13 protein-coding genes are annotated in these 24071 nt (G+C 65.3%); 3 read left to right on the top strand and 10 right to left on the bottom strand.

All coding sequences use genetic code 11. The features are described 5' to 3' along the window. Positions 1–49: 49 nt before the first annotated feature. The 3 genes from KUV74_RS05675 to KUV74_RS05665 form a co-directional block, all read right to left on the bottom strand. Entirely contained in the window at positions 50–1189 is a 1140-nt protein-coding gene (locus KUV74_RS05675) for a DUF1501 domain-containing protein (RefSeq protein WP_222515849.1), read from the bottom strand. 33 nt (positions 1190–1222) lie between these two features. Next, a complete protein-coding gene (locus tag KUV74_RS05670) occupies positions 1223–2641 on the bottom strand; it encodes a DUF1800 family protein (protein ID WP_222515848.1) in 1419 nt (472 codons plus the stop codon). Positions 2642–2933: 292 nt separating this feature from the next. Beyond that, positions 2934–3233, bottom strand: a complete 300-nt coding sequence (locus KUV74_RS05665) for a 2OG-Fe(II) oxygenase (protein WP_124803051.1) — start codon at positions 3231–3233, stop codon at positions 2934–2936. Between the two features lie 279 nt (positions 3234–3512). Here KUV74_RS05665 and KUV74_RS05660 point away from each other — a divergent pair, with 279 nt between their 5' ends. Together KUV74_RS05660 and KUV74_RS05655 are read left to right on the top strand one after the other, a co-directional pair. Further along, positions 3513–4361: a tyrosinase family protein gene (locus KUV74_RS05660; RefSeq protein WP_222515847.1), complete on the top strand. Its 849-nt coding sequence runs from the start codon at positions 3513–3515 to the stop codon at positions 4359–4361. Further along, positions 4361–4813 (top strand): hypothetical protein, encoded by a 453-nt coding sequence (locus tag KUV74_RS05655; protein ID WP_222515846.1) that lies wholly within the window; start codon positions 4361–4363, stop codon positions 4811–4813. The genes KUV74_RS05660 and KUV74_RS05655 overlap by 1 nt, the downstream gene beginning before the upstream one ends. A 118-nt stretch (positions 4814–4931) precedes the next feature. On the opposite strand, the gene mgrA is transcribed toward KUV74_RS05655, so the two are convergent. The 7 genes from mgrA to KUV74_RS05620 form a co-directional block, all read right to left on the bottom strand. After that, complete coding sequence (gene mgrA, locus KUV74_RS05650; protein WP_124803047.1) at positions 4932–5960, bottom strand: L-glyceraldehyde 3-phosphate reductase; 1029 nt, start codon at positions 5958–5960, stop codon at positions 4932–4934. A gap of 309 nt (positions 5961–6269) precedes the next feature. After that, positions 6270–9041 carry a tetratricopeptide repeat protein gene (locus KUV74_RS05645; RefSeq protein WP_261395146.1) on the bottom strand — a complete coding sequence of 924 codons (2772 nt, stop codon included), beginning with the start codon at positions 9039–9041 and terminating at the stop codon, positions 6270–6272. 29 nt (positions 9042–9070) lie between these two features. Further along, complete coding sequence (locus KUV74_RS05640) at positions 9071–10327, bottom strand: alginate lyase family protein (protein WP_083970380.1); 1257 nt, start codon at positions 10325–10327, stop codon at positions 9071–9073. A gap of 179 nt (positions 10328–10506) precedes the next feature. Then, the gene (locus KUV74_RS05635) at positions 10507–11385 is read right to left on the bottom strand and encodes a polysaccharide lyase (RefSeq protein WP_222515845.1); all 879 of its coding nucleotides are present in this window, start codon (positions 11383–11385) and stop codon (positions 10507–10509) included. Positions 11386–11466: 81 nt separating this feature from the next. Next, positions 11467–13035, bottom strand: coding sequence for a PilZ domain-containing protein (locus tag KUV74_RS05630; protein ID WP_124803043.1), 1569 nt, complete (start codon positions 13033–13035; stop codon positions 11467–11469). A gap of 108 nt (positions 13036–13143) precedes the next feature. Next, a complete protein-coding gene (locus KUV74_RS05625) occupies positions 13144–15057 on the bottom strand; it encodes a glycosyltransferase (RefSeq protein WP_213231479.1) in 1914 nt (637 codons plus the stop codon). A gap of 10 nt (positions 15058–15067) precedes the next feature. After that, positions 15068–16414 (bottom strand): UDP-glucose dehydrogenase family protein, encoded by a 1347-nt coding sequence (locus KUV74_RS05620; protein WP_108450058.1) that lies wholly within the window; start codon positions 16412–16414, stop codon positions 15068–15070. 872 nt (positions 16415–17286) lie between these two features. On the opposite strand from KUV74_RS05620, the gene KUV74_RS05615 reads away from it, so the two are divergent. Then, positions 17287–23991, top strand: coding sequence for a retention module-containing protein (locus KUV74_RS05615; protein WP_222515844.1), 6705 nt, complete (start codon positions 17287–17289; stop codon positions 23989–23991). Positions 23992–24071: the final 80 nt, after the last annotated feature.

Below are 24071 nucleotides of genomic sequence, written 5' to 3'. Positions count from 1 at the left end.
GACGCTGGCTCAGTGAGTCAGTTCGGGCCGGTCAGTTCGGGCCAACCGCTTAGCCAATCAGGCCTGCTAGAGGGGCCACCTGCCGGCTGTCGGGAAAGACCTGCTCGGCCAGGGGATCGAGATCGAGGCCAAGGTGGTCGCGCAGCACACCCTTGAGGACGGCGCGGGTGTCCTGGGCGGCGATCAGATCACGGTCGTCACGCAACCGGGCGAGCCCCGGCCACTGGCCGTGGACGCGCCCCCCCCGAATGGCGCCACCGGCCAGCAGGATGCAGCTGGCGGTGCCATGATCGGTGCCACCGGTGCCGTTGACGGCCACCGTGCGGCCAAACTCGGTGATGACCACTACGGCGGTGTGCTGCCAGCGTTCGCCGAGCTTGCCTTGCAGCGCTGCAAGCCCGCTATCCAGCTGTTCAAGCTTGCGTGACAGCACCGCATTCTGGCGAGCGTGGGTGTCCCAGCCGTCGTCTTCCACCATGGCGATCTGGGGGCCATCCGCGACGGCCAGGAACTGTGCTGCCGCCGCCAGGGTGTCCTTCAGGAGGCCACCGCTGTCGATATCGGTGGGGGCCATCTGCTGCATCGCCAGGGCGCGTTCGAACACCGGGCCCAGCCGGGGATCCTGTCGATAGAGCGCGGCGACCCGCTGGGCCAGTGACGGCTGGGTGGTGCCGTGCGCCGACGGCGACCAGGTGGCGAAGGGGGCCGGCCCACGGATCAACAACGGGCGGGAGGAGGTGAGGCCCAGTCCCTGGGTGTCGCCTAGGCTGCCCACCGCACGATTCAGCCAGCCGGTGCGGCTTCCTGTGGGGGTGGCGGTGCCGTTTTCCAGGCACTCCTGGGCGTCGAAGTGCGAGCGTCCCTGATAGGGCAGTCCGCAGGCGTGAACCACGGCGAAGTCGCCGGCCTGGTAGAGACGGTGGCAGAAGGCCAGTGACGGATGCAGCGAAAAGGTCCCGTCCAGTCGTGGTGCAACGACTCCTTCCTGCGATGCCAGGCTACCGCGCAAGCGCTGGTAGGCGGGGTCGCTGTCGCAGGGGACGGCGGCGAGGCCATCGAGGGCACCGCGCAGCAGCACGACGACCAGGCGGCGCTTGCCGAGCGGGGAGTCGGCCGCAGCCAGCGAGGGCCACAGCAGCAGGCTGGTGCCTGCGCCCAGTGCCTTGAGAAACTCGCGTCGGTTGAACATGGCGGATTCCATTGGGTGGTGTCGCGACGGCGCTCAGCGCCACTGAAACTCGGGGCTTGCCAGCACCATGGCGAGCGCCTGGTTGCGGGGCGCCTGACTGAGCGCCACGGCGGTGGCTTCACGCAGGCGAGGGCCCAGGCTCTGCTGGGCCAGCTCCATGGCTTCGCCGCTGGCGTCACCGGCGTGGCGCTGGGCCACCAGCAGTCGCTTGTTCAAGGCGTCGGCACCGATCCAGTCGTTGGCATCATCGCTCCATCCGGCCGGGGCGCCGGCGAGAAAAGGTGGCTGGCCCAGCAGGCGAAGCTGCTGGCCCCAGTCACTGCCATCGGGCGAGGGTGCCTTGCCCAGGGCGCGATAGAGCGCGACGAGATATTCCTGCGGACGGCGAAACTTGAGCGCTTGCGGCTGCCACGCCTGGGGGTGGCTGAACAGGGTGCGAAACAGCGCCGACAGGCGACCGTTCTCGCGCTGGAAGGTGGAGGCCAAGGCCGATACCAGCTCACCGGGTGGATCGTCGGCGACAAAGTGACGGGCAAGCTTGGTGGCGACAAAGGTTGCGGTGGCCTCCTGGCCGGCCACAAAGCGCAGCATGTCACGCCCCTGCCTGGCCCCGCCTGCAGCGAAGCGCCGCCCCAGCAGTTCTCGCTCGCCGCCTTGATGGGCCGCGCCATGAAACAGGCTGCCGTAGGGTCCGAGGGCCGGCGCCTCGGTCGATGGCGGCAGTTCGAGCCGTGTCCGCCATCCGGTGATGGCCCTGGCCAGTTCGATCACGTCCTGCTGTTGATAGGGGCCGTCGACGCCGAGGGTATGCAGCTCCAGGATTTCCCGCGCCAGGTTCTCGTTGAGCCCGAGCCGTCCGGCAGAGGCTCTGGCACTTCTGGCCAGCGGCGAATCGGGGCCCACCGACGCTGCATTGTCGAGATAGAGCAGCATGGCCGGATGCTGCTCGACGCCCAGCAACATGGCCGAAAAGCTACCCGACACATAGGGCCGGATGGCCTCGCGCTCGAAGGCCCCGGGCAGCAACTGTACGCCGCCGCGGTCGGCGGACACGGTGAAGTGGTTGCTCCAGAACATCACCCAGCGCTCGAGTACCGGAAACGGACTCAGACACTGCTGGCGCCCCCTGGCCTGGATCTCGGCCTGTTTCATCGCGCCAAAACGCTCGAGCAGGGTCGGCAGGCTCTGTGTGGGCTTGTCATTGGCGGCGGCCTCGCTCATGCGTCGACGGGCGGCCGCGTGGTCGCGGCGAAAGCGATCAAAGCGCTCCAGGTAGGTGATGGTGGATGGCAGGGCGGCGAGAGGCTCGATCAGTGGCGCTCGTTCGGCCTCGTCGATCTGCGCCAGCACCCAGCCCTGGGGGTCCTTGGCGATCTCGGCAAGCTCACCTGGCCCCGCGCCGAGGCCAAAGCGATTGGCGGCGATTTCCGCCTGAACGAGGGTGGTGGTCACAGCTGACGCCTCCTGTTGGCATGGCTGACGAAGCCTGGGGCAGGATGCCGGGGGCCGGCCCTGGGGTGAGGCGCCGGGGATCGCCAACAGTTTGGTCGGTAGGTGGCGGGGGCGTTCAGCCGAGCAGGGGGGGATGATCGAGCAGGCCCAGGTCCGAGGCCAGGGCTACGCTTGCACCGGCCTAAGGCGCACCTTTCGTGCATTTTCGATAGGCGTGTCGCGCCAACTCCAACGCCAACGCCAACGACAACGCCTCAGGTCAGAGCCTTCGGTGGGGGCGCAAGCCGTAGGCTTAGGGGGTGTGCAGGGCAATACTCAACAGCACCCGCTTGCCCTTTTCGATTTTCGAGACGCTGTGCTGGTAGAGGTCGGGACGAAACAGGATCACCCGGTCGAACAGGTTGAAGATCACCTTTTCGGTCTCGAATACCCCGCCGGCCCGAGGGGCCTTCAGGATGAGGTTCAGCTTGTAGTAGCGGCCGCCACCCATGGGGTCGTTGTGGCGATAGACGCTGTGGCCTTCGGGGTAGGTGACCAGGTTGGCGGTCAGCCGCCCCAGATCCAGCAGGGTTCGATTGGTGACGCTTGCCATGGGGACTCCTTGGAAGGGCGCGGGACGATTCGGTGATGTCGTGGGTGGACGCCATTCAAACGCATTTTGAGTAATTGCTCAATAACGGGCGGTCGCTCCGTGCAGGCTGGGACCATCAGGACGATGTCTCGGGGGCGAGCCGAGCCGGCTGGCTGGCCGGTAATGAGGGCGAACGGCGGCGTGGCCGAGCCCTGTGGACTGAACTAGGCTGAAACGAGCCAGGGATAATCGTCCTTCGGCTCCCGGGACTGCCGTCGACAGCGACGGCAAGGGGGAAGCATGTCGGGTCAGATGATGTATCGCCTGCCGGTGGAAGCTGTCGAGCGTGTGCACATGCGCCGCTACATCGCTGCACTGGGCGCGTCCAAGGCTCGACAGGATAATCGAGGCTTCTACCACTACGCCGGCATCCATGGCGCCCCGGGGCGCTGGTGCTGGCATCATCAGTTCTCGCCTCGCACCAGCCTTAGCGCCAGGCTGTTTCTGCCCTGGCACCGAGCCTACCTCCATCGCCTGGAGCAGTCGCTGCAGGATATCGATGAAGAGGTCTCGATCCCCTGGTGGGACTGGACCGAAGGCGAGGGCATTCCCGAGGCCTTCGATGTTGCGCTGATCGATGGCGAGGAGAATCCGCTTCACTCCTCGCGCATCCAGCTTTATCCCCCCCAGGTGCCCGAACCGGTGGACCTGGTCACCGAGCGCAATCCCGACGGCCTGTTGCCGGTGTTTTCCTTTCCAGTGGCCGACGTGAACGGCGATGGCCGGGCGACGCTGGGCGAGATCGCGGCCTTCCTGGTGGAGCGGGTGGACACCTTCGAGCAGTTCAACGACCTGATCGAGACGGTGCATGATCAGCTCCACGTCTATGTCGGTGCGACCATGGCCAGCACCACCTACGCCGCCTATGATCCGATCTTTTATTCTCACCACTGCATGATCGACCGGCTCTGGTCGCTGTGGCAGAAGCGCCACGGCATCACCAACTTTCCCCCGGGGCTCGAGGATATCGTGCTGGAACCCTTCGGCCTGACCGTCGGTGAAGTGCTCAATGTCCAGTCGCTGGGCTACGAGTATGCCCGTTCGGTGGCGGACCTGACCCTGGCCGGCAGCGGTCTGGAGGAGACCTGATGATCGAGCAACGCTATCGCCTGCCGCGGCTCGACCTGGGCGCGCTTCGCGCCGATGAGTTCGAGGAAGCCTTCGTCGAGCTTTATGGCATCCACCACCTGCGCCCCAGCTACACCGCCTGGCTCTTCTTCAGCGCGCGCCTGCCGGCCAGGGTGACCCCGCAAAGCCGGGGCTATGCCGGCACCTTTGCGCTGTTCGGCCACGCCGAATGCTGGGGCTCGCCAGGACACTGCCATGGCCCGGATGGTCTCAGACGTTTCGATACCCGGCCTTCCCATCCGATGACACCGGCGTTCAAGCGGGTACCGGTGACCCAGGCCCTGAAGCGCCATCTGCACGCCGGCAAGAGCACCCTGGACATCCAGATCTACGCCTATACGCGCGAGGCCTGGCCCGATCTTGGCGACAAGTCACTGGTGTGTTGCAGCGGGGTGCAACTGGTCACCTTGTGATCGAGCGCAGGCGCAGTTTCGGTGTGCGCGGCAGGCTTGATGCTTTCTGGCTTGCCGAGCTGGCTTGCCGAGGCACTGTCCGAAAAGTCGACGAGCGCAGGCACTTTTCAGACAAGCCCTAGGCCTTGGAGGACTGGGCCCATAGATTGACCCCACCATCCACCGCGTAGCGGTCGATGTCGGCCAGCTCCTCGTCGCTGAAGTCGAGGTTGTCCAGGGCCTCGACGCAGTCGCTGACCTGATCGGGGCGGCTGGCGCCGATCAGGGCGCTGGTCACGCGGCCGCCGCGCAGCACCCAGGCAATCGCCATCTGCGCCAGACTCTGGCCACGCCGCTCGGCGATGGCGTTGAGCGCCCTGACACGCTCGAGGTTGTCGTCGGACAGGTGCTGTTCGCGGATCGCACCACCGCGAGCAAGACGGCTGTCGTCAGGCACCCCACCCAGGTACTTGGCGGTCAAAAGGCCCTGGGCCAGTGGCGAGAAGACGATCGAGCCGATGCCTTCATCGTCCAGCACATCGAGCAGCCCGTCGTCCTCGATCCAGCGGTTGATCATCGAGTAGCTGGGCTGGTGGATCAGGCAGGGGGTCCCCAGTTCGCGCAGCAGGCGAGCGGCCTCGCGGGTGCGCTCAGGGCTGTACGACGAGATACCGGCGTAGAGCGCCTTGCCCGAGCGTACCGCCTGGTCCAGCGCGCCCATGGTTTCTTCCAGCGGTGTCTCGGGATCGAAGCGGTGAGAGTAGAAGATGTCGACGTAGTCCAGATCCAGGCGCTTGAGACTCTGGTCGAGGCTCGACAGCAGATACTTGCGGCTGCCCCACTCGCCGTAGGGGCCAGGCCACATGTTATAGCCCGCCTTGGTGGAGATGATCAGTTCATCGCGGTGGCCGGCGAAGTCGGTCTTGAGGATGCGCCCGAACATGGACTCGGCGCTGCCAGGCGGCGGGCCATAGTTATTGGCCAGGTCGAAGTGGGTAATGCCGTGATCGAAGGCGGTACGGCAGATCTCGCGAGCGTTGTCTTCATGGGCGTTGTGGCCGAAGTTGTGCCACAGCCCGAGGGACAGGGCGGGCAGCTTGAGGCCACTGCGACCGCAGCGGTGATAGCGCATGCGTTCGTAACGGTCTTCGGCGGGACGATAGCTCATGGTGGTCTCCTGTCAGGGCGCACGGGCGCCGAGGCTGTCGTCTCAGCACTTTAGCTGTGTTTGTCGAGGTATCCAAAAGGGCCGCCCCGAAAAAGCCAGGTGAAGGCGGGCAGCACGCAGGCAAGGGCGCAGTGCGGGCAAGATGGTGAGCGCCTGGAAAGGCGAGCGGGAGAAGACTCAGGGGGACTCAGGCGACGGTGAAGCTGCGGGCATGAGAAGCCGTGAGGTAACCCAGGGCGCCATGTGCCAGTTAGTGGGCACATGGCGCCTGGGGCGTGACGCCAGGGGCATGACGTCAGGGGGCAGGGGTCAGCCGCCGGCGTTCATGGTCTCCGGCATGGCGGCCAGGGTAGCCTCGTCGGAGAGCAGGTCGTGCAGGGTCTGGGACGCCATCTGGGAGTTGCCGTCCATGACCCCGTCGAGCCATACCAGCGCCTGCTCACGGTTGGCGTTCTCCAGGCCATTGGCGGCCAGGTAGGCCTTGGCCAGCGCCAGCCGCGCGGTCTCGTGGCCCTGACGCGCGGCCTTGAGCAGGTAGTCGGCGCCCTGGCGGGTGTTCCGCTCGAGGTTTTCGCCACGCAGGTACTCGCGGCCGAGGCTGGCCTGGGCGCCGGCGTGTCCCTGGTCGGCGGCGCTGGTCAGCAGCTGTTCGCCCCGGCTCGGGTCCTGAGCCAGGCTCTGGTCGCCTCGCACCAGGGCGGTGCCAAGCAGGGCGCGTGCCGACAGGCTGCCGGCGTCGCTGGCCCGGGTCAGCCAGCGCTCGGCCTCGGCCGGGTCGGCGCTGACGCCATTGCCTTCGAGGTAGGCCTCGCCAAGGGTCTGGGCGGCATACTCGTTGCCGGCCTCGGCGGCTTCGCTCAGCAGGCGACGACCCCGCTCGGGGTCGGCTTCCACGCCGTTCCCGGTCAGCAGCATGCCGCCGAGGTCAGCACGCGCGCCGGCGTGGCCACCGGCCACCGCCACCTGGAGCAGTTCGGCGCCCTTGGCCGGATCGCGGGCGACGCCTTCACCGTCGAGGTACATGCGGCCAAGCGCGGCGGCGGCGCCTGGATGACCCTGGCGGGCGGCTCGCTCGAGCCAGCGGCTGGCCTCGGACAGGTTGCGTCCGACGCCCTGGCCGTCGCGATAGGCGCGGCCCAGGTCCGCCATGGAGTTGACGTTGCCCTGACGGGCAGAGGCGATCAGCGCCTGGATGTCACCGGCCTGGCCGCGATCGCGCTGGGTGCGCATCAGCGCCTCGGCGGCGGAGGGATGGCCGGCGGCCTCGGCCCGTTCGAGCCACTCGGTGGCCTGGGCAAGGTCACGGCTCACCCCGGTACCGTCGCGGTAAGCGCGGCCGAGGACGACCATGGCGTAGGCGTCGCCCTGCTCGGCGGCGTTCTCCAGAAGGCGCCGTCCGTGATCCACCCGAGAATTTCCTCGCTGGGTCGAAGCACCATCGGCCACGGCCATGGCGTCGCCGCCCGGTTCCTGGGTGGGGTTCGGGCCTGTCGTCTCGGGGCTCAGCTCGCCGGTCAGCTCGCCAGTCAGATAGGCCTCGCCCAGGCGGGTGGCGGCGCTGGTATCGCCGGCTTCCACCGCCTGGGTCAGCAGGCGCTCCGCCTCACGGGGCTGATAGGGCAGGGGGCCGTCCTCGGCCAGATAGGCTTCGCCGAGGGTGCGCAGGGCGCCGCTCTGCCCTTGGTCGATGGCCTCGCGCAACAGCCGTTCGCCCCGGGCCGGATCGGTGGCCACGCCACGGCCGCTGAGGTAGAGCGCGCCCAGCTGTTCGGTGGCGAAGGGATGGCCCAGCTCATGTCCGCGCTCGAGATAGCGGGCGGCGATCACCGGCTGGGTCGGCACCACCTCATCGGCCAGGTAGGCCTGGCCGAGCATCGCCAGTGCCAGCGGGTCCTCGTGTCGGGCGGCCTGCTCGAGCAGGCGGATGCCGCGCTGGGGTTCCGCCGGCAGGGCATCGCCTTCCAGCAAGGCGCGACCCAGGGTCACGCGGGCGTCGACCGAGTCCTCGTCGATGGCCTTTTCGAGCCAATTGCGTGCCTCGATTGGCCGTGCCCTGAGGCCGTCGCCCTCCAGCAGAATCCGGCCCAGGCGCTCCATGGCGTCGACGTCACCGTTCTCGGCCGCCTGGGTCAGCAGGGTCACGCCCTGCTCGGCGCGGCCGCTGTCGAGCATCTCGCGGCCCGCCTTGGCCACCGCGTCGGGGTCACCGGCCTGGGCGGCCTGGGTCAGCCAGTGCAGGCGGCGATCGTCGTTGCCGGCCAGCAGGCCGTCGGCCGAGTACAGCTCAGCCAGTTCGGTCATCGCCTTGATATCGCCGCCGCCGGCGCGCTCGCGCAGGCCTTCGGCGTAACGCTCGGCGTACTCGCGCGAGCGTGCCTTGTCGGTGTCGAGCCAACCACCCTCGGCGTAGGCGTTGGCCAGTGCCAGGATGGCATCCGGGTTACCGTTGTTCGCCGCCTGACGATACAGCGCCAGGGCGCGCTGGGGGTCCGCCGCGACGCCTTCGGCGCCGCGGGCCAGCAATGAGGCCATCACCACGCCTTCGTCACGGCCGATTTCCTCTTCCATGGCCTGCTCGAGCAGATAGTAGGCCAGTACCGGACGATAGGGCGCACCCTGCTGTTCCAGGCTCAGCTTGGCCAGGTTGAGCGATGCGTGGCCAAGGATATAGGACGGCGTGCGCACGGCGTCCTCGTAGTAGGCAGCGGCCTTGGCGGGGTCCGCCTGGATGCCCTTGCCCTGATCCCAGATCTTGCCGAGTTCGTAGTAGGCCTTGGGTATGTCCTGGGCGGCCAGCCCCTTGAGCTTGAGGATCGCCTCTCGGGTCTGGCCGGCAGCGACGAGCTGCTGCGCCTCTTCCAGGGTGTTGTCATGCATCCATTCGGGGTTGCGTGGCTGCTCCTTGTCGAAGAAGTCCTGATACTCGGCAGGCAGCGGGTCGACGCCGGTACTCTGGAACTCGGTACCGGGGGCGGCGCAGCCGCCGAGCCACAGCGCCACGGCGACCGAGGCGGTGAGCGGAAAGGCCCGGGACCAGCGTTGGCCCTGGGCGGTGTGGGGGCGAAAACGGGGGAGCATCATAAGCAGGCCTCCTGGTTGATCGTGTGCTGTCACTGCGACGCGCTGTCGTCGTCGAGACCCTCGAAGGCGGTGGTCTCGCGCTCCTGTTCATCGACGACGAGGTGCTGCTGCGCCTCGGGTGACATGAAGTACAACGTCTGGTAACCGCCGGCGCTGCGGTTGTAGACCGGACGCACCTGGGCCAGGAACCGTTCGATGCGCGGGTCATCGAAGCGGCTCTGATAGATCTCCATCCAGGCGAAGTACTGGTTGTCCTTGAGAAAGCCGGTGTACTGCTCGTGGGGCGCCAGGTCTCCAAGCGCCTCGGGATCGTTGAAGATGGTCATGGCGAAGTCCACGGCGTCGTGGATGTCATGGCCGTTGATCTCGAGTTCGAATATGTCATAGCCCTGGCGTGCGATGACCTGCATGTTGGTGATCAGGTAGAGCAGCGCATAGTTCTGGTAGTGGGTGGCGCGACGACCACGCTCGATCTCCAGCGGAAAGGCGCCGCGCTCGGTCATGTCGGAGAGCGCCGAATGGATGGCGCTGACGCCGAAGCGAAACAGCTCATCGTCCTCGGTAATCACGCCGATCATGCTGGCGTAGAGGGCGCGGCGGTAGAAGTGGTTGTTGCAGCAGCTGTTGCCGGGCTGCCCCTGAATGGCGGCGTGCTTGTGGGCGAGCCGGTTGAGCCACTGCTCGACACGTTGCTTGGCCTGGTCGCTGCCCTCGACGCGGGGACGCACCACCGAGTAGGCCATGCCCGCGGCGAAGATCATCGATTCGGTGGCGAACCAGGCCTGAGGCTCCTTGGGATCGTAGTGGAAGTCGGTCAGGGCATCGTGCTGGGCCCATTGATCGAGAAAGGTCACCAGGCAGTCGGCGTAGTAGGTGTCGCCGGTGGCCACGAAGGAGCCGGCGAGCATCGACACACTGTCCTCGAAGTCGAACAGGGGTTCGGATGCCAGTTCCCACTCCTTGGGGCTGGGATAATAGCCGGGGATCCGCAGGCGCGTGGTAATCGGCTCCTGGGCCAGCAGTTGCTGGCAGCTGGGTCCGTTGGTCAGTTGATCGAGCTCCTGCAACAGGATCGAGTTGTCGGTGTCGGCCAGTGTTTCCATGCGGGCCTCTACATCGAAGTAGGAGGCGTCAGGTCTGGTCACTCGGTAGTCGCTGAGGTCCAGCTCGGCCCGTTCTTCCAGGGTCATGGCGTGCGCGGACGATACCAGGGCGGCACCCATCGTCAGGCCGAGCGTCAGGCCCGTTGCCAGCTTTCCCGACAACCTGGCCGTCGGCCATCCCATCACTCTGTGTGCCAGACGCTTGAGCGGATTTGCCGAGCGTTGGTCGAAGTGGTGGCACCGGCCGGATTCGAATGCCGGCATCGATGGGCCCAGGCCTCGGGTGGGGAGGGGACCGGGGGATGAGCCATGGGATGGGTGCATCAAGCGTCTCCTTGGCGGCGCCCCTGGGGGCGCCGCGATCATGAACGGGGGGCGTAGAAACGGAAGTCGGCAAAGTCGGCGTGCTGGTCACTGGGGGTGCGCCAGTCCTCACCGTGGCCACCGAAGAAGGTCGAGAACATCAGGCCATCGATGTGCACGTCGTCGTCGGTACGGTAGGTGAGATTGGTCTGCTCGAGCACCGGCCGACCATCGACCCACACCCGGGCAATGCCGTTGGCCTTGCCGGGGTCGTTGAGGATGATCTCCTGCTCCAGGGTGACCCACTGACCGGTGGGGAAGGTGAAGCGGCCTCGGGCCACCGAGTCGCCGTAGTCGCCCTCGCCGCCGACCACGTATTCGTAAAGTTCACCCTGGCCGTCTTCGCGCCACATGTAGCGCATGGAGAAGCCATTCTCGCCGGTGACATCGTCACCGCCGCTGGGCGCTTCGCCGCCGTAGAGCCCCGGCAGCTTGCCGCCCTTGACGAAGTTGAACCCGCTCTCGAAGCGAACCCGGTAGCTCAGGCAGGCGTGATCGCGCCCTTCGAGCGCGGAAGGCTCGGTGTAGAAGCCGGCGCCTCCGGTGTCGGTGTCGCCGGGCGAGGAGGTGTCCTCGGGATAGAGGACCCTGAGCGCCGGTGTCGCCGAATGACCCGACAACAGCTCGACGTTCTCCTCGGTGCCCCAGGTACGGGTGGTGTCGAAGCCTTCGCGGATGGCGTCGTGGGCGCTTTTCTCACCCATCGCAGGGGCGGGTGAGGCGACCAGCGGATGGCGCGCCGAGCAGGCGGCGACCTGGGGGACGCCGGGGCTCTGCTGATCGGCGTCGCTGTCATTGGCGCCGTTGTCCGCCAGGGCGGGTTGGGTAGCGCAGATGGCCAGCAGGGTGGCGGACAGGCGCGTCGTCAGTGTCGACATGGCGTTCGATCTCCTGTTGGCTCACGACCACCGCGGTGGTCGTGGCAAGTGGGACGGATACGTGTAAAGAAAGAGCGTGGCTCAGCCGGCGGTGTCGGCGGCGTCGTTGTCACCAATGCCCGAGAACAGCTGGCTGGCCTGCTGGACCACCCGGCGGCCGCTCTGCCAGATCCACTCGGCGGTGGCGCCCAGCAGGGCCTGTTCGGTAAAGCGCACGTCCACCGGAGTACCGACGCTTTCCACCGGCAGCGGCTTTTCCGGTACCAGCAGCACGCTGGCGACGTTCTGCTGTTGGCGTACCCAGCTCGGGAAGCCGGCGCGCGGCTGGCGCTCGATGTCCAGCGCCACGCTGCGCACCCGAGCGCTGATCGGGCCGGAGGCGTTGGGCAGCGACAGATAGGCGAGTTGATCGGGCTCGATGCGATCGATGTCGTCCATATGCACCAGCGCCTCGACCATGACCTCGTCGTCGCCGGTACGCATCAGCGTCATGATCTTTTCGCTTTCGTTGATATAGGTGCCGTCGGAGCTCGACAGCGCCCACGCCACCAGGCAGTCGCAGGGGCTGTAGATCTCGTTCTGGGATTGGCGCGCCTGCAGCGCGGTGACCCTGGACGCCTGGAAGTCCCGGGCGGTCTCGAACTGATCGATACGTGCACGAGCGATGTCCGGGGACACCGTCTCGAAGCTCACGGCGTCACCGTTGCCGGGCTCGGCGGAGTTGGCCAGGCTGACCTGTCCGCCATTGGCGCCGTCGAGGTTTTCCTGAAGGTTCTCGATCAGTTGGCTGTTGTAGCGCTGGGCGGCCTCGGCCAGGATCAGGTCGGACTCCAGATCGACGTCCTTGACTCGGGTGAGCTGCTCGTCCCGTGTGACACGGTCACCTGCCTTGAGTTCGTGCGCCATCAGGATGCCGGGGCTCGGTGCACGAATGTCGATGCGTGGCGCGGTGACAGCGGCGAAGTTGGGCTCGATCAGCATGAAGTTGCGATAGGCGGTGGCCGCCGCGACCACCGCGAGCACCGCGAAGCCAATGAACAGCGCCACGTAGCGGCCCATGGGCCTCGGCGGACGAGCCGCCGCCTGGGGCGTGCTGCCGGTGCCGCGACGCTTGCGTGGGGTCTGGGCATCCTCGCCCTGGACCATCTGCTCGACGTCCAGCGGCCGGCCGGCCAGATGGGCGCGGACCACGCGGCGCAGCAGCTCAAGGTGGGAGGGGGAGATGTCGGTGATCTCGAAGCCGGCGTGGTGTGCGCCACCGCGACCTTCCAGCGCCAGGCTATGGCGGCACTGGGCGCTCACGGGTACCAGTAGCTCGCCGCTGGCGGTGGTGATGGCGATGCTGCCGCGCACCCTGGCGTCCTGGCGCATCGGGCGCGGGCTCTCGATGGCGAAGCCGCCCTGGGACAGGTCCAGCCCGCGGAAGCGGTTGCCGTCATCGAAGCGCACCTCGAAGGTCGGCGAAACGCGGATGTAGCGGCGCTCATCGCGGCGCTCATGGGCCAGTCCCGAGCCTGCCGGTGCCTCTTCTTGGCGCGGCTGGGAGCGCGTATCGCCCAGATGGGGTTCGGCGCGCGGTGCGGGTTCCGGCTGGTGTGTGGGCTCGTGGCGAGGTGTGGAGGTGTCCTTGTCGTCGAAGTAATCGCTCATATCGGTGTCCTGAAGTCAGTATTCGCTGAGCCGTGGCGGTGTCTGGCCGTACATGCGGCTCAGCGACAAAGTGTGGCCGTGTCGTCGTTGTCAGCCGTGGCGTGGCTATCAGCCGTGGCGTGGCTGCACCTGGATGCGCAGGTCACTCAGCGACAGCCTGGTGTCGTGAAGATCAAGCGAGCAGCGCTGCTGGTCGGTGCAGCTCAACAGATCGCCGGGGGCTGGAGTGGTCCCCTGGGCGTCCTTGAGGCGGTCGATCAACGCCGGCGGGACCTCTAGCGTGGTGCCCTGGGGGCTGCCGCTGAGATTGGTGGCCTCGCCGATGCTGCTTGCGCCCAGGCGTTCGATCAGCCGATCGCTGATCCGCAGCTCGCCGGCAGGCAGGCGCAGCTCGCCCGAGCCATCCTCGATGCGGCTGGCCAGCCAGCGACTGGCGTCAGGCAGCGCGGCACTGTCGCTGGGCACCGGGCCTGCACGCTCGAGGATCTTCAGCGAGGTAGCGTCAGGTACCTTCAGTACGCCGGTGGCCAGGGTCAGCACGAACAACATCAGGCACACATGAAAGCCATGCAGCAGGTGACCCATGCGACGCTGGCGGCGAACCGCCTTTTCATCACCTGGCTCGCCGGCGGAGATGCCCTGGCGTGACCACTTCTGACGGTTGAAGCGAAAGCTCACGTAGGTCTTGAGCAGGGCGCCGTAGACCTGGTTGTAGTAGATCAGCGGGATCCACAGAAGGCTGAAGCGACCACGCTGCCAGGCCAGGATCGAGGTGGAGATCCCGCGGGTGAACAGGATCCACAGGGCATAGGCGAAGATGAACGACGGCCGCACGAACAGCGTCACCAGGATCGCCACGATAGGGCCGATCAGGGTCGTCCACATGGACAGCCGCTGGTCGATCAGGCTCCACCAGGTGAACAGCCCCATCGGCCTCGGCCCCAGGGCAATGGCGCGACCGCTGGTCCGCAGCATGTTGCCGTACCAGCGACGCATCAGGTCGGTGGTCGAGGCAAAGAAGCGCTTGCGGTCCGGCAGCTCCTCGAATCCCGAGACGTAGACGTCCGGCAGGTAGAGCATCTTCCAGCCGTTCTTGAGCAACCAGTACCAGGTCGACTTGTCGTCCCCGGACAGGAACTTGAAGTTGCCGAAGCGCCAATGCTCGACGTGGTCGTTCTCGACCATGTCGATAAAGTCCGGGTGGGTCGCCAGGTCGGCGCGGAAGGCGCTGTAGCGGCCGGTCAGGACCAGCAGCCGCTCGGACACCGACATCGAGCTCATCACCAGATGACGCTGGGCGTAACGCAGGTCGTACCACTCCTTGGTGGCATCGTTGCCGGTGACGATGGCGCTGTTGTTGGTGGTCAGGGCGCCGAGATCATCGCGCAGGGCGAAGAACGACAGCGAGCGCTCCAGGGTTCCGGGCTCGAGCAGGATATCCCCGTCCATGGACACCAGCAGGGCGTCGGGGGCCGGGGCCCGGCGCGAGATCGCACGCAGCACCTCGGCCATGGCCGAACGCTTGCCGTCGCCCTTCTGGAACATGTAGCGGACCTCGATATGCGACGGCCAGCGGTGTTCCTGCAGCACGTGGGAGATGATGTCCACGTCGGTCTGGTCCGAGACCGAGGCAAAGATGGTGGTCGGCACGCCATAGTGCCGGGTCTCCTCGATCAGCGCGTCGTAGACCCGAAAACAGACGTCGGGGTCGATGCGAAAGGAGGTGCACAGCACGTAGAGCTCTGACGGCTTGCCGGACTCTCCCAGGGCGTCGGCCTCGGCCCGCATCTGTGGAAAGACGCGGCGGTTGTACCACACCGATCGCAGCGCCTGGACGAACCACCATGAATAGCGCCACGCTCCGACCGCGCCAATGGCGAAGAAGAAGCTCTTCGACGCCGGCGAGAACACCTCGGAGGGCAACTCGCTGACCAGCACGATCAGCAGCGACAGCAGCAGCGCCAGGGTGGTCAGCTCCGTGGCCTTGCTGGCCACGGAGGTGTGCTTGGGTAGCGATGACATGGTGGCGTCCTTACACCCGGGGGTGTTGCAGGGAGGCGCCGCGACCCATGGCGTAGTATTCGAGACCCGCCGCTTCGACGTCCTCGGGTGAGAAGAGGTTGCGTCCATCGATCACCAGCGGGTGATTGAGGGTGCGCGCGATCTTGTCGAAGTCGACGGTGCGGAAGGCCTTCCACTCGGTGCAGATGACCAGGGCGTCGGCGCCTTCCAGGGCAGCGTCACGCTGCTTGGAGAGGCACAGGTCCGAGCGCTCGCCGTAGATGCGATGGCACTCGGCGGCGGCCTCGGGGTCGTAGGCCTGGACCCGGGCGCCGGCTTGCCACAGCTGTTCCATCAGTACCCGGCTCGGCGCCTCGCGCATGTCGTCGGTGTTGGGCTTGAAGGCGAGTCCCCACAGGGCGATGGTGCGGCCCTTGAGGTTGCCGTGGAGCGCCAGTTCCAGCTTGTCGAACAGCCGCGTCTTCTGGGCGTCGTTGACCGTTTCCACCGCCTGCAGCATGCGGGCGGGGGCGCCGACCTCGCTGGCGGTGCGAGCCAGTGCCTTGACGTCCTTGGGGAAGCAGGAGCCGCCGTAGCCACAGCCGGGATAGATGAAGTGGTAGCCGATACGCGGGTCGCTGCCGATACCGTGGCGGACCTGCTCGACGTCCGCACCCAGGTGCTCGGCCAGGTTGGCGATTTCGTTGATGAAGCTGATCTTGGTGGCGAGCATGGCGTTGGCGGCGTACTTGGTCAGTTCGGCGCTGCGCACGTCCATGAACATCAGCTTGTCGCGCTGGCGGCTGTAGGGGGCATAGCACTCGCGCATCAGCTTGCGGACCTTGTCGCTGTCGGTACCGATGACGATCCGCGCCCCCCGCGAGAAGTCCTCGATAGCCGCGCCTTCCTTGAGGAATTCCGGGTTGGAGCAGACGTCGAAGTCGACCTCGGCCTGGCGTCCCTCCAAGGTATCGGCCACCGCCTGATGAACCTTGTCGGCGGTCCCCACCGGGACGGTGGACTTGTTGATGATGACGCGATATCCGTCCATGTGCTGGCCGATGGTACGGGCCACGCCAAGCACGTGGGTCAGGTCGGCGCTGCCGTCCTCGTCAGGGGGCGTTCCCACCGCGATGAACTGCAACAGGCCATGGGCCACTCCTTCCTCCGGGCTATCGGAGAAGGTCAGGCGCTCGTCTTCCATATTGTGGCGGATCAGATCCTCGAGGCCTGGTTCGTAGATCGGTACCTCACCGCGCTTGAGGCGGGCGACCTTGACCTGATCGACGTCCACACACATCACGTCGTGTCCCACATCGGCCAGGCAGGCGCCGGTGACCAGTCCTACGTAACCCGAGCCGTGAATCGTGATTTTCATGAACTCACTCCTTGCCGTCGCTTGTGATATTGGCGGCCTTGCCTCGGGCGTCGGAGGGACGCCGGGAAAGCCTTGTTCTGACCGCAATGAGGGCAAGGATCGATCCAGTTATCTTTTTGTATTTTAAAAACAACAACTTATTTGGATGCGTGCTCTAGTGAGCGTTCTCCGGGATGACCGATGGTCGGCCGGAATGTCGCCATTAACAGACAATGGTGCGCGACGTTCGTATAAAGCATTTAAAATCAGCTAGTTATATGTTGCTCTATGGATACGCCAATGATTTTTTGTGTGATAAGCTTTTGAAAATAAAGTGAAAACACTGTTTTTTTTACGTTTCGCCGATCAGCACCCGATCGGAGCATCATGCTTGAGACGGTTTTTGCGGCATGACGATCGCCATGCTGACGTTGTCGACGCCGAGTAGCGGCAGAGCTGCCAGGCGTCGAGCCGCGGCGAACGTCGAGCTGGATGACCCGGCAGTGAAACAGCGCCATCAGCGAATGAGGGGAGGAATGCTTTTTTTGAACAGTGGCTTAGGCTTTGAATGAGGGGCGGGCAGGGTTGCCGGGAGGGACCGAAGCTCACATGCGTCCACTGGAGAGTATGAGGTTTATCGCCATTATTGGTGTTAGTTAAGTATGAATGACGCGAAGTTATTGGCGTTAATTATATGAGCTTTGTTTTCAGAAGTTTGCATAAAACATCAATTGAATAGATGGATCCCAAAGTCACTGTACTTGAGTCCAATGCTAGTCATAAAAAAGCTTCGCTAATACTACTTCCACAGTGTGCCGATAAGGTGCGTTATCGAGGGCAGAAATATCCTTGGGCGCGCTCGATAAACGACAACGAGCATCAGGGGAAGCGACATGAGCACGGCGACGGTGGTGATGGTACAGGGGCAGGCTTTTGTTCAGGGCACCGATGGTAGCCTTCGCGAACTCAGGCCGGGAGACGTGATCAGCGACGGGGAGCGCCTGGTGACGTCACAGGGTGGTGAAATCTCGATTTCGCCCGGTGGCGTCGGCGACCCCGTGACACTTTCCGGTAGCGGACAGGTGCGCCTGTTGCCTTCCACCACCGAGCCGGCCGGCCCTTCGCTGGTCGATCAGGGTATTGTGCAGACCACCGACGACTCGGCGCCCATTGCTGCACCCGCGACCCCTTTGGGCAGCCCGGCGACGGCTGGCGCGGCTGTCGGCATTGACGCACCGGTACCCGAGGGAACCCAGGCGTCCGGCTCCACGGACGATGAGCTTGCGGCTCTCGCCCAGATCGCCGAGCAGGCCGACAACGTGCTGGGTGACGAAGAGCTTAACGAGCTGTTGGCCGCCATCGACTCCGGCGAAGGCGACCTGTTCGATGATCTTGAGGATCCGGCGGCCGGCGGCACCGGCGGGGGAGGGGACGACGAGGGCAGTGGTTTTGTCCGTCTGCTGCGCATCGTGGAGACGGTAGATCCGCTGGCCTTCCAGTTTGGCCTTGAGGGGCGCGATGTTCCCATCGAGCGCGATTTCACCGGTGTCGACGCGGTGGATCCCGGCGATGATGACGAAGGTGTCACCCTGACCGGTCTCGATGGCCCCGAAGATCCCACTGGCCCCGGTGGTCCTGATGGCCCTGATGGACCCGGCGGTCCTGACGGCCCTGGTGGTCCTGGCGGCCCTGGCGGTCCTGGCGAGCTGCCGATTGGCGCCGCCGGTGCCGAACAGGTGCTGTTCGAAGCCGACCTGGCCGGCGGTAGCCGTGGTGACGCCACCCAGCTGGTTCGCACCGGCTCCTTTGGGTTTGATTCACCTGATGGCCTGGCCACCCTGACGGTGGGGCCGGTTTCCCTGACGCTTGCCCAGCTTGATGCTCTGGGGACCTCGCCGGTCACCATCGTCACCGATCATGGTGTGGTGACGCTGACCGGCTTCACCGGGTCGGCCGCAGGGGGCACCGTCAGCTACACCTATGAACTGACCGACAACGTCGACAATGACAGCGTTGCCGGCGCCACCGATGGCGGCTATCTCGAGAGCCTGAATGTTCAGGCGGTGGACGTGGATGGCAGTAGCGCCAGCGGCTCGCTCGACATTTTGATCGTGGATGACGCGCCCCGCGCTGAAGACGATCCTACCGTCGAGACCACCGACGATACGGCGGTGAGTATCAACGTCATCACCAATACGACCGGCGCCGATACACTCGGTGCTGATGGCGCCGAGCTGACCGCTGCAGAACTGGTGGACAGCACCGCCGGCAGCCTGGACTTCGACGCCGACGGTACCATCACCTTTACCCCGGCGGCGGGCTTCGAGGGGACCGCCGAAATCCTCTATACCCTGACTGACAACGACGGTGATACCAGCCAGGCGACCTGGCGGGTGGAGGTGGAGGACGACGAGCCCGAGATCGAGGTCAATCCCGAGTCGCCCAATGCCTCGGGTAACAGCGAGGTGGACGAGGCCGGTCTCGACGATGGCGGGAGCAAGGCCCCCACCGACCTTGAGACCACTCTGGGGTCGCTCACCATCGACACCGGCAGCGACACCCTGGCCAAGGTGGAGATCGATGGTATCGATGTGACCGACGGTACCGAGGCCAATCCGGTCGAGGTCGACGGAGACCTCGGCACCCTGGAGGTGTGGAAGGATAGCGCGGGGACCTATCAGTATCGCTATACCCTGACCGACAACAGCACAGACCACACCAGCCAGGGCACCGCCAGCGACGCTGTGCAGGACGCCTTCAGCGTGGTGGTGACCGACTCCGACGGTGACGCCAGTGATCCGGCCACCCTGACCATCGACATCAAGGATGACGTGCCCGAGGCCAAGGATGACGAGACTATCGGCGCGTCCGACAATGCTCCGGTCATGTTGAACGTTATCAACGATGGGCCAGGCGCCGATACGCTCGGTGCCGATGGCGCCGAGCTGACCGCTGCAGAACTGGTGGACAGCACCGCCGGCAGCCTGGACTTCAACGCCGACGGTACCATCACCTTTACCCCGGCGGCGGGCTTCGAGGGGACCGCCGAAATCCTCTATACCCTGACCGACAACGACGGTGATACCAGCCAGGCGACCTGGCGGGTGGAGGTGGAGGACGACGAGCCCGAGATCGAGGTCAATCCAGAGTCGCCCAACGCCTCGGGCAACAACGAAGTCGACGAGGCGGGTCTCGACGATGGCGGGAGCAAGGCCCCCACCGACCTCGAGACCGCTCTGGGGTCGCTCACCATCGACACCGGCAGCGACAGCCTGGCCAAGGTGGAGATCGATGGTATCGATGTGACCGACGGTACCGAGGCCAATCCTGTCGAGGTCGACGGAGACCTCGGCACCCTGGAGGTGTGGAAGGATAGCGCGGGGACCTATCAGTACCGCTATACCCTGACCGACAACAGCACGGACCATACCAGCCAGGGCACCGCCAGCGACGCTGTGCAGGACGCTTTCAGCGTGGTGGTGACCGACTCCGACGGTGACGCCAGTGATCCGGCCACCCTGACCATCGACATCAAGGATGACGTGCCCGAGGCCAAGGATGACGAGACTATCGGCGCGTCCGACAACGCTCCGGTCATGTTGAACGTTATCAACGATGGGCCAGGCGCCGATACGCTCGGTGCCGATGGCGCCGAGCTGACCGCTGCAGAACTGGTGGACAGCACCGCCGGCAGCCTGGACTTCAACGCCGACGGTACCATCACCTTTACTCCGGCGGCGGGCTTCGAGGGGACCGCCGAAATCCTCTATACCCTGACCGACAACGACGGTGATACCAGCCAGGCGACCTGGCGGGTGGAGGTGGAGGACGACGAGCCCGAGATCGAGATCAATCCCGAGTCGCCCAATGCCTCGGGCAACAGCGAGGTCGACGAGGCGGGTCTCGATGACGGCGGAAGCAAGGCGCAGACCGACCTTGAGACCACTCTGGGGTCGCTCACCATCGACACCGGCAGTGACACCCTGGCCAAGGTGGAGATCGATGGTATCGATGTGACCGACGGTACCGAGGCCAATCCGGTCGAGGTCGACGGAGACCTCGGCACCCTGGAGGTGTGGAAGGATAGCGCGGGGACCTATCAGTATCGCTATACCCTGACCGACAACAGCACAGACCACACCAGCCAGGGCACCGCCAGCGACGCTGTGCAGGACGCCTTCAGCGTGGTGGTGACCGACTCCGACGGTGACGCCAGTGATCCGGCCACCCTGACCATCGACATCAAGGACGACGTGCCCGAGGCCAAGGATGACACCGCCGAGACCGACGAGAACCAGCCGATCACCGTCAATGTGCTCGACGGTACGGCGGGCGAGCCTGACGTGGCCGGGGCCGACGGTCCCTACACCTTCGTCACCGACAGCGTGAGCCTGGAAAGCGGCAGCGGCACCATCACCAACGTCGACGCCAACGGCAATATCACCTTCACGCCGGCCGACGGCTTCGAGGGTGACGCGGTGATCAACTACTCGATCCGCGACGCCGACGGTGATATCAGCAGCGCGACCCTGACGATCACCGTGGACGCCACGCCCGAGGTCGAGGTCAATCCCGAGTCGCCCAACGCCTCGGGTAACAGCGAGGTGGACGAGGCGGGTCTCGACGATGGCGGGAGCAAGGCCGCCACCGACCTCGAGACCACTCTGGGGTCGCTCACCATCGACACCGGCAGTGACACCCTGGCCAAGGTGGAGATCGATGGTATCGATGTGACCGACGGTACCGAGGCCAATCCGGTCGAGGTCGACGGAGACCTCGGCACCCTGGAGGTGTGGAAGGATAGCGCGGGGACCTATCAGTATCGCTATACCCTGACCGACAACAGCACAGACCACACCAGCCAGGGCACCGCCAGCGACGCTGTGCAGGACGCCTTCAGCGTGGTGGTGACCGACTCCGACGGTGACGCCAGTGATCCGGCCACCCTGACCATCGACATCAAGGATGACGTGCCCCAGGTGTTCTCCGAGGCGGAGCACGCCCTGGAGAGTGGCAACGGCACTTTGGACTTCGGGCCCAACGTCGGAGCCGATGGGGTCGGGGAGGTGGTCTTTGCCGCCGCCCTCGACGGACAGCCGGCGACGGATAGCCAGGGCAACGCGCTGCGAGTCGACGGCAAGCCGCTGAGCTATCGTTTGAGCGCTGATGGAACGACGCTGTATGCCGAAAGCGCCGACGGTGCCGAGGACGGCTTCAGCGTCACGCTCAACGCAGCAGGTGACGGCTACAGCGTCGAGGTGATCGGTGCGATCACCAATGGCGAGGCGTTCGACTCAAGCCCGGCAGATGCACAGACGATCGGTGACTATCTGGCCTTGCACGCCGGCGATGACGTCGCGGTCAACGACCTCTTGCTGTCGGGAACGACCGACCAGGATAGCGACGGCCGTATCGCCCTTGGTACCGACGGGACCCTGCGCATCGATGCGCTCAAGGGCATCACCGCTTCCGGGACGACGCCTGAATGGCAGGACCACGTCGGCCTGACGAGCTATTCGCAGAAGGTCCATGTGACCAACGGCGTCACCGCCGCTCTGTTGCTCTCTGCCGTCGTGTTCGATGCTGAAGGCGCAGGCAGCGGTGATCCAGGGGCGACCAGCGGTGCCGCCATGGATCTGAGCGTCGATGACGTCAAGGTGTTCGACGCTCGGGGCGTGGATGTCACGGGAAGGGTGTCGTTGGTCGATACCGGCGATGGCATTGAGGTCGACGGCCTCAAGGATGGCTGGGAGGTGCGCCTGAGCACCGGTGACGATCGCCCCTTCGAGGCGGTCTCCATCGAGGCGCAGCAGAGTGGCAGTGAGTCCCCTGGCGATCTGTCACTGGGTGACATCAACCATCGCAGCGGCGAGCAGCGCGAGGACTTCGAGGTGCCCCTCGGTCTGGTCGGTGTCGATGGCGACGGCGATCGGCTCGAGAGCACCCTGACCCTTAACGGAGAGGCGCCGGATACCCTGTACGTGGATGACAACGACAACAGCGAACAGGCCGGTGGTGATGGCGACGACGTGCTGATCGGCGACGCCGGCGGGGTGGCCCAGGCGCAGCCGGAGAATTACAACCTGTCACTGATCATCGACAGCTCGGGCAGCATGGGCAATGCGTCGGGCACCGCCGGCAAGACGCGGATGCAGCTGGCCAAGGACGCCCTGGAGAATCTTCTTGTCCATCTCCAGACCTACGGTGGGACCATCAATCTGCAGATCGTGGACTTTGACAGTGGCGTCCGGGTTGGTACGGACGGTGGCGGTGTGGTCGGGGTCGATTCGATTACTATCGAAGACTTTGACGCTTCGGATCTGGCCGCCGCCATGGCCTTTATCGACGCCATGGTGGCCGAAGGCGGCACCAACTACGAGGCGGGCTTCCGTGAGTCTCAGGAGTTCTTCAGCGAACAATACACGTCGACACCCGGATACAAGAACCTGGCCCTGTTTCTCACCGACGGTGAGCCGACGTTCTATCTGGACGACGCTGATGGAGATGGCACCCCCGGCCGCTACGGCCCCGGGGGAAACAACAGCGTCCCCGTCATGAACAACTCCCTGGAAGCGTTCCAGGATCTTGCACCAACCACGCCGGGAGCTGGCTATCCGCAAGTCGAGGTGGCCGCTATCGGCATCGGCAACGGGATCAACGAAGAAACGCTTGAGTACTTCGACAACAGCAACGTCGATGGCACCGGAGGCCTGACCATTGGCGGTACGACGTTTAATGATCCGGTCGGCCAGGTTCAGATCGTCAACGACGAGGACGGTCTCAACAGTGCCATCCAGGAAGCCGCAGGAGGGCTTCTGCAACTTGGCGATGACGTCCTGTCGGGCGGAGGCGGCGACGACATCCTGATCGGCGATGTGCTCAACAGTGACCATCTGGCCTGGACGAATACCGACACCGGTGAGGTCTTTACCGCGGGTGGGCATGACGGTCTGGGCTACGAAGGGCTCTACGAATACGTCAAGTGGGGAGTCAATGGTGGTACCGAACCCACCGATGGCGAAATGATCGGTTATATCCGGGACAATCTCGATGACCTGATTGACGAGTCGCGTGATGAAGGCGGGATCAACACCCTGGACGGCGGCGACGGCAACGACACCCTGATCGGCGGCGCCGGGGGGGATACCCTCCTTGGCGGCGAAGGTAATGACACCCTGGTTGGTGGCAAGGGCAACGATACGCTCGATGGCGGCGCGGGCAACGATATCATCGATCTGGGCACCGGTGCCGATGTGGTCGCCTGGAATGATGGCGACGCTGGGACCAGTGCTGCGCCTGCCAGTGATGAGATCAATGACTTTACCCTGGGAGACGTCGGCAGTGACGCCGAGGCCGATCGCCTGGAGATGGCGGACCTGCTCGACGGGGCGACCGAGGCAACCGTCAACAACTATCTTTACGCCGAGGAGGACGGCGGCGGCAATACCGTGTTGTACGTGAAGAGCGATGGTGGCATCGGCAATACAGGAGGCGATGCCGATCAGGTCATTACCCTCAATGGCGTCGATATGGGGGGACAGGACTCGGCGACCTTCCTGCAGCAGATGATCGACGACGGCCAGTTGCAGGTGGAATAGCAGGTTGAGTTGCAGGGCAGCGGTCTCCCTCGGCGCGCCCGGGGGAGGCCAACGCCGGACAGGGCTGTCCGGTCTCGGCG

Origin of the sequence: Halomonas sp. DP1Y21-3 (assembly GCF_019801245.1) — a bacterium.
In the GTDB taxonomy this organism is placed as follows: Bacteria; Pseudomonadota; Gammaproteobacteria; order Pseudomonadales; family Halomonadaceae; genus Halomonas; species Halomonas litopenaei.
This window is presented reverse-complemented; position numbering and strand designations above follow the sequence as displayed.